Source organism: Pseudooceanicola sediminis (assembly GCF_003575965.1).
Taxonomy (GTDB): domain Bacteria; phylum Pseudomonadota; class Alphaproteobacteria; order Rhodobacterales; family Rhodobacteraceae; genus Pseudooceanicola; species Pseudooceanicola sediminis.
The window spans coordinates 35,723-42,004 of record NZ_QWJJ01000023.1; the positions used below are offsets into that span (position 1 = coordinate 35,723).

General features: G+C 64.5%; 3 protein-coding genes. All 3 read left to right on the forward strand.

Annotated features, from left to right (window positions below):
* Positions 1–4 precede the first annotated feature (4 nt).
* The 3 genes from DL237_RS19280 to DL237_RS21040 all read left to right on the forward strand — a co-directional run bounded on the left by DL237_RS19280 (position 5) and on the right by DL237_RS21040 (position 5,993).
* Positions 5–1,231, forward strand: a complete 1,227-nt coding sequence (locus tag DL237_RS19280) for an IS91 family transposase (protein ID WP_119400678.1) — start codon at positions 5–7, stop codon at positions 1,229–1,231.
* Between the two features lie 895 nt (positions 1,232–2,126).
* Positions 2,127–3,287, forward strand: a complete 1,161-nt coding sequence (locus DL237_RS19285) for an ABC transporter substrate-binding protein (protein ID WP_119400679.1) — start codon at positions 2,127–2,129, stop codon at positions 3,285–3,287.
* A 96-nt stretch (positions 3,288–3,383) separates the two neighbouring features.
* Positions 3,384–5,993: a methyl-accepting chemotaxis protein gene (locus DL237_RS21040; RefSeq protein ID WP_119400680.1), complete on the forward strand. Its 2,610-nt coding sequence runs from the start codon at positions 3,384–3,386 to the stop codon at positions 5,991–5,993.
* Positions 5,994–6,282 lie beyond the last annotated feature (289 nt).

Genomic DNA, 6,282 nt, shown 5'->3' on the forward strand with positions numbered 1-6,282 from the left:
GCGCGTGCCCCGGCCGAAGCTGGAGATCGCTGACATTTTCCGCGCCCACGGTCCTGCGTGGCGGCAGGCCAATGCGGGGCATGTCAGCCTGACCCAGCTGAAGGTCATGTCGGCGATCGAGGCCTGCAGAACCGAAGCGCTCGGCGGGCATGTGGCGGGCTGCACCAAGTGTGGCCATCATCACATCGCCTATAACTCCTGCAAGAACCGGCACTGCCCGAAGTGTCAGGGGCCGGCGGCGCGCGACTGGATGGCGGCGCGCGCCGAAGACCTGTTGCCGGTGGAATACTTCCATGTCGTCTTCACGCTGCCCGGCGAGATTGCCCAGATCGCCTATTGGAACAAGCGTGCGGTCTACGGGCTGCTGTTCAGAGCGTCGGCGGAAACGGTGATGACCGTCGCGGCGGACCCCAAACGCATGGGCGCGCGGGTGGGCATGACCAGCGTGTTGCACACATCGTGCCAGAGGCGCGTCTTCGACACGACGGACTCAGCCCTGACACACCATCCTCACATCCACATGATCGTGCCGGGCGGCGGCCTGTCGCCCGACGGTGTGAAGTGGGTCGCTTGCAAACCCGGGTTCTTCCTGCATGTGCGGGTGCTGTCGCGGCTGTTCCGGCGCCTGTTTCTGGACGGGCTCATGGCACTGCACCGGACCGGGCAACTGGCCTTCTTCGGTGATCTCGAAGGGTTGGCCGCAGCTGAGGCCTTCAAGGCCTGGCTCGCCCCGTTCCGGAAGGCCGAGTGGGTGGTTTACGCCAAACCGCCCTTTGGAGGGCCTGAGGCCGTGCTGGCCTATCTGGGCCGATACACCCACCGCGTCGCGATCTCGAACGCCCGCCTGGTCAGCGCCGATGCCCAAACTGTCGCCTTCAGCTGGAAGGATTACCGAATCAAATCCGGCGATCGCCAAAAGGTCATGCGCCTGGCCACGCCCGAGTTCATCCGGCGCTTCCTGATCCACGTCCTGCCTGAGGGCTTCCACCGCATCCGGCACTACGGCCTGCTGGCCAGTTCGACCCGCAAGGCCAACATCACACAAATCCGCGCCTTGCTCTGCATTCAGCGGCCTGATCAGGTCGCTGGGCCGGCACCACAGACCGAGATCACCCCGCTCACCCTGCGCGAGCCATGCCCCTGCTGCGGCGGCCCCATGCGCATCATCGAGATCTTCCGCCGCGGGCAAAAACCGATGTCGCGCGCACCACCACGGGAGCAGGCCGCATGACACACCGCCTGTCAGATGACACAGAACACCACCGGCTGCACCCTGCAGATCCGGTCAGGAAAGGCTGTGCCCATCTTCCTTTGGAGCGAAACACGATGGCAATCACGCCAAATCGTTCAGCGGTTCCGAGGGTAACGAACACACTCGCGCCCGTCTCAGGCGCCGTGTGCACACTCGGCCGCCCCCTTGATACAAACGGTGCCCCAACCGCCAGCACACTTTACCCATAGGGTGATCCAAGCCCCCCGCGGCTTCCTCCTTCCGAGATTTGTCAACGTGGGCCGCCATCTCATGACCGCCACCGTCGCGCCGCGGCCCACATCGAAAAACCTTCAGGAGAGCCGACCTTCGCTGCGGTGCGCATAAGCGTCCAGAAGAAGTCGGGGGCGGACACACGGATGGACTTTTGCTGCGATCGACCGCGAGGTTACCCGCGCCCTTTCCTCGCAGGCTTCGGCCTCAATCGCGGCCTTTCCGAGGATTGAGCAGCAGCTAATGATGGCAAAGTGGATCGAGATTTAACGCCCTGGTTGGCACGCGGCGCTTTCGACCGGGCCGATATTGCCGCGGACACCTATGTCCACCTGATGGATTGTGCTCGCCGCGACAGTCTTCTGGCTGGCTGGCAACATTTGCAGGACGAGTGACAGGCCTTGCAGTAACGCAGGAGTTGGACCGGCTGCATTGGCCTCTGACTGTATCCCGAAAACCTGGCAGGCCTGCGTGCCAAGGGGCGGCTGTCCTTCGCCTCCCCCCAGTTCGTGACCTGGCCGGGAAGCGGTCGGTCGTATGAATTCATTAAGGAAGGACGGTTCCTTTTTGAACTGGCCTAAGATTCTGGAAAGGAATTTTGTGCCAAGCCTCCTTGCGATGCTCTTGTCGGAAGGACCCTGCAATGATGAAGCACGTACTTGGCGTGGCCTCTCTGCTCGCCGTCGCTGCCCTGTCCCCTGTCCACGCGGAACAGGGAATTACGGACACAACCGTCACCTTCGCCCAGGTCGCCGCCTTCGACGGCCCCGCCGCCGCACTCGGCACAGGGATGCGCCAGGGGATAGAGGCCGCCTTCGAGGAGGCGAACCGGAACGGCGGCGTGAACGGACGGATGATCGCGCTCGACACCTATGACGACGGCTACGAGCCCGACCGCTCGATGACCGTGGTCCGCGAGGTGATCGAGGGCAACGCCCATATCGGCCTCATCGGCCCCGTCGGCACGCCCACCTCGCAGGCGACGCAGCCCCTTGCGACGGCCGCCAACCTGCCCTTCATCGGTCCCTTCACCGGCGCCGGCTTCCTGCGTGACCCGGCGCTGAAGAACGTGGTCAACATCCGGGCGACCTATGGCGCGGAAACCGCGGTCTGGATCGACCACCTCGTCAAGGATCTGGGCCTGGAACGGATCGCGATCCTCTACCAGGATGATGGCTTCGGCCGCGTCGGCCTGGATGGCGTGACCGCCGCCATGGAAAGCCATGGCATGGAACTGGTGGCCCAGGGCACCTACACCCGCAATACCGTCGCCGTGAAGACCGCCCTGCTGGCCATCCGCAAGGCCGATCCGCAGGCCGTCGTCATGGTCGGCGCCTACAAGCCGATCGCCGAATTCATCCGCCTGGCGCACAAGATGAGCATGACGCCAGTCTTCGTGAACATTTCCTTCGTGGGCTCCGATGCCCTTGCTGCCGAACTGGGCGCCGAGGGCGAGGGAGTCATCATCAGCCAAGTCGTGCCCTTCCCCTGGGATGACAGCCTGCCGTTGGTCGCCGCATATCACGCCGCGCTGACTGCCGCCGATCCTGATGCCAAACCCGGCTTCGTCTCCCTGGAAGGCTATATCACCGGCCGCGTCGCCATCGCCGCGCTGCAAGCCGCAGGCGCCGACCTGACCCGCGAAAGCTATCTCGCGGCGCTGCAGGGCCTCGGCACCCTCGATCTGGGGGGGGTCACCCTCACCTACGGGGCGAATGACAATCAGGGGTCGGACATCGTCTTTCTGACCAAGATCCAGCCCGACGGCAGCTTCACGCCCGTGCCCTTCGGTCAAGGCGGCTGAGGCCGCGACCCGGGTCGCCCCCACGCCGTTCACTGCACATGGGCGCCGGCCTCACGGCCGGCCCTGAACTGAAATAGGGAATGGACGAGCTTCAGCATGGATTTCTTCGGTAGCGTACTCGCACGTCTCGTCGGGGTTCTTGGCGCAATGGCCGCCATGACCGTGGCAGCTGTCGTCGTCGGCTGGAACGTGTTCCAGTCCGTTGCGACGGAGGTCGGACACCTCGGCTCGGAAAGACTGCCCCAACTTGAACAAAGTGCGGATGTCTCGAGCTCCGCCCAGGATATCAGCCGCAACCTTTCCAACCTGCTTGCCGCCGTTGACCTCCCCACCCTGCAGGAGACGCAGTCCCAAACGGACACGATCATCGCCACCGCACAGGAGCGCATCTCGAGGCTCGCACCCGAGGCCCGCGACGCTCTTCAACCTGCCCTGCGGCGTGCCGGCCAGGCGCTGGCGGATCTCGCCGCCGAACGGCAGACGCAATTCCAGCGAGGGGACGAAATCGCGGCTGCGGTCGACCACGCCACCGACCTGGATGCCCAGCTCTCCGCAGCCCTCGCAACAGCCGCCGATGACGCCTACTTCGAGCTGGCAATGAACGGCGAGGCTACCATCGAAGGCGTCGACCAGCGCCTTACGGAGCTGGTCAGCCGCGACGTGGCTCTCCTGTCCGCCACCCAGCAGGCCCGAGCGGAGATCAACCTGATCAGCGGCCTGGCCCTGGCCGCCCTGCGCACCAGCGACAGCGCAACCCTCTCGATCCTCCGCGACCTGGAGCTCTCTTCCACGCAGGCGCTCGACGTGCTTACCCAACAATTGGCCGCCGATCCCGACACCCGGGCCGCCGCCGAAGCGGTTGATGCGACGCGTGCCGGCCTGGCTGCCGCCTTCGAACCCATCCCCTTCAGCCGCAAGCCCGATATCCGCGACCTTCTCGAACTGCGTCGCACCTCCGACACGGCACTCGCGACGGCCCTGGATGACATTTCTTTCGAGCTGGAGATCCAGACAGAGGACACGAAGGCGGGCAATTCCGACGCGATCCGCACTCTCCTGGATGATCAGGTGACACGGATCATGGAGATCGGCACCCTCGACAGCGTTGCCAAGGCCTTCTTCGCGACAGCGCTTCAGGCCTCGCTGGCCCGAACCCCCGAGGAACTTGCGCGTCGCTCCGCCGCCCTGTCCGGGGCCGCCGGGCGCCTGCACGAGCTTCAGGCCGACGAAACGCCCGAACTCCAGGCCGCCATTGATGCCATGCTTGGCCTCGCAGATCCCGACGCCGGCGTTTCCCGGATCCGCGCGGCAGCTCTCGATGCCAAGGCGGATGCCTTGAAGGCTGAACACACCGCCACCGAAACCGTGGCCGAAATCCTCAACCGCATCTCGGCCTACAGCCGGTCTGCCCGTACTGCGATCGGTGCAGCGGCTGGATCGATCGAAGCCAGTATCACCAGCGCCCGGGCCAGCATGTCCCTGATCGGCATCCTCAGCCTCGCCCTGTTCTGCGTGCTGCCCCTGCTGACATGGCTCATGGTCGTGCGCCCGCTCAATCGCATCACTCGGACCACCGAACGCCTGGCAGGCGGCGACCTGGCCGAGGTCACCGGCCTGGCAAGCCGTGGCGAACTTGGTCGCCTAGCCAGGGCGTTGCAGATCTTCCGGGACGGCGCGCTGGAACGCAAGATGCTGCAGGAGACCGAGGAAAAGGTCGCCCGGGAGCGCGCGGAAGAACAAGAGCAGATTGTCGGAGCCCTGGCCACGGGCCTCAAGCAACTTGCCGCCGGCGATCTCACCCACGAGATCCACGAGACCTTCCCCGGGGCCTATGATGCCCTGCGCACGGACTACAACGTCGCGATCGGCACGCTCAGCAAAATGATCCACCAACTGTCAGATTCTACCCAGACGATCTCGCACAGTTCCCAAGAGATCGCCCGCGCCGCTGCTGACCTCTCGCGCCGCACCGAATCCGACGCTGCCACCCTCGAGGAATCCGCCTCCGCCCTCGAAGAGCTGACCAGCTCCGTCGCTTCTGCCGCCAGTGGCGCCGCCAAGGCCAATGAGCTGGTTGGGTCGGCTCGGCGCAGTGCCGAAACCAGCCGCGGGGTCATGACCGAAGCCGTCGCCAGCATGGGCAGCATCGAGGAATCCTCTAAGCAGATCAGCCGCATCACCGCCGTCATCGACGACATTGCCTTCCAAACCAACCTGCTGGCGCTCAATGCCGGGGTCGAAGCGGCCCGGGCGGGCGAGGCCGGGCGCGGCTTTGCCGTCGTTGCCCAGGAGGTGCGCGCGCTTGCCCAGAGGGCCTCTGAATCGGCCAGCGAAATCAATCGGATCATCGGTCAGTCCACGTCACAGATCGCCAGTGGTGTCAGCTCGGTGGGCCAGGTCGGCAAGGCGCTGGAGACGATCATCGCCTCGGTGGTGGAGATCTCGGAACACGTAGGCAATATAGCTACCTCTTCCGGCGAACAGTCCCATGGCATCGGTGAAATCAACCAGGCGGTCGGCCAGCTCGACAATGCCTCTCAAAAGAACGTCGCCATGTTCGAAGAGACCACGGCCGCCTGTGCCGCGCTCGAACAGGAAACCCGGCAACTGTCCAGGGTGGTGGAGTGCTTCACGGTCAAGGGGTCTGCTGGCGGAGATACTTTCTGGTCCGCCGGCCAAAGTGGCGCGCCTTCCCAAGTTGCCTAAACACGCGGGCGAGGACCTGGAGGCGTCGGCGCTCGTTCCGCTACCCGGTCATCCAGCCTGTTCAATTGCCAAGTTGCGACCATCGGACGAATTGCCGCTGGTTAGCCCAGCAGATGCTGTTGCACGATGCTACCGATGACCAGTTCGGGCAAGCTGCACCGCAGCGAGACCGAACCTTGTGAACGGCCTCTGTGGGTGGCTCCTGCATTGCAAGAGTTTTTTGGCGATTTCTGCGGTCATTTTTGTCAGTACTGTCGTCTGTCCGGCCTGTTTGTGTGGTGGTGTTCCA

What these genes read in the sequence shown, in the direction of transcription:
- DL237_RS19285 (WP_119400679.1), top strand. Translation starts at nt 2,127, where the DNA reads ATGATGAAGCACGTACTTGGCGTGGCCTCTCTGCTCGCCGTCGCTGCC.
- DL237_RS21040 (WP_119400680.1), top strand. Translation starts at nt 3,384, where the DNA reads ATGGATTTCTTCGGTAGCGTACTCGCACGTCTCGTCGGGGTTCTTGGC.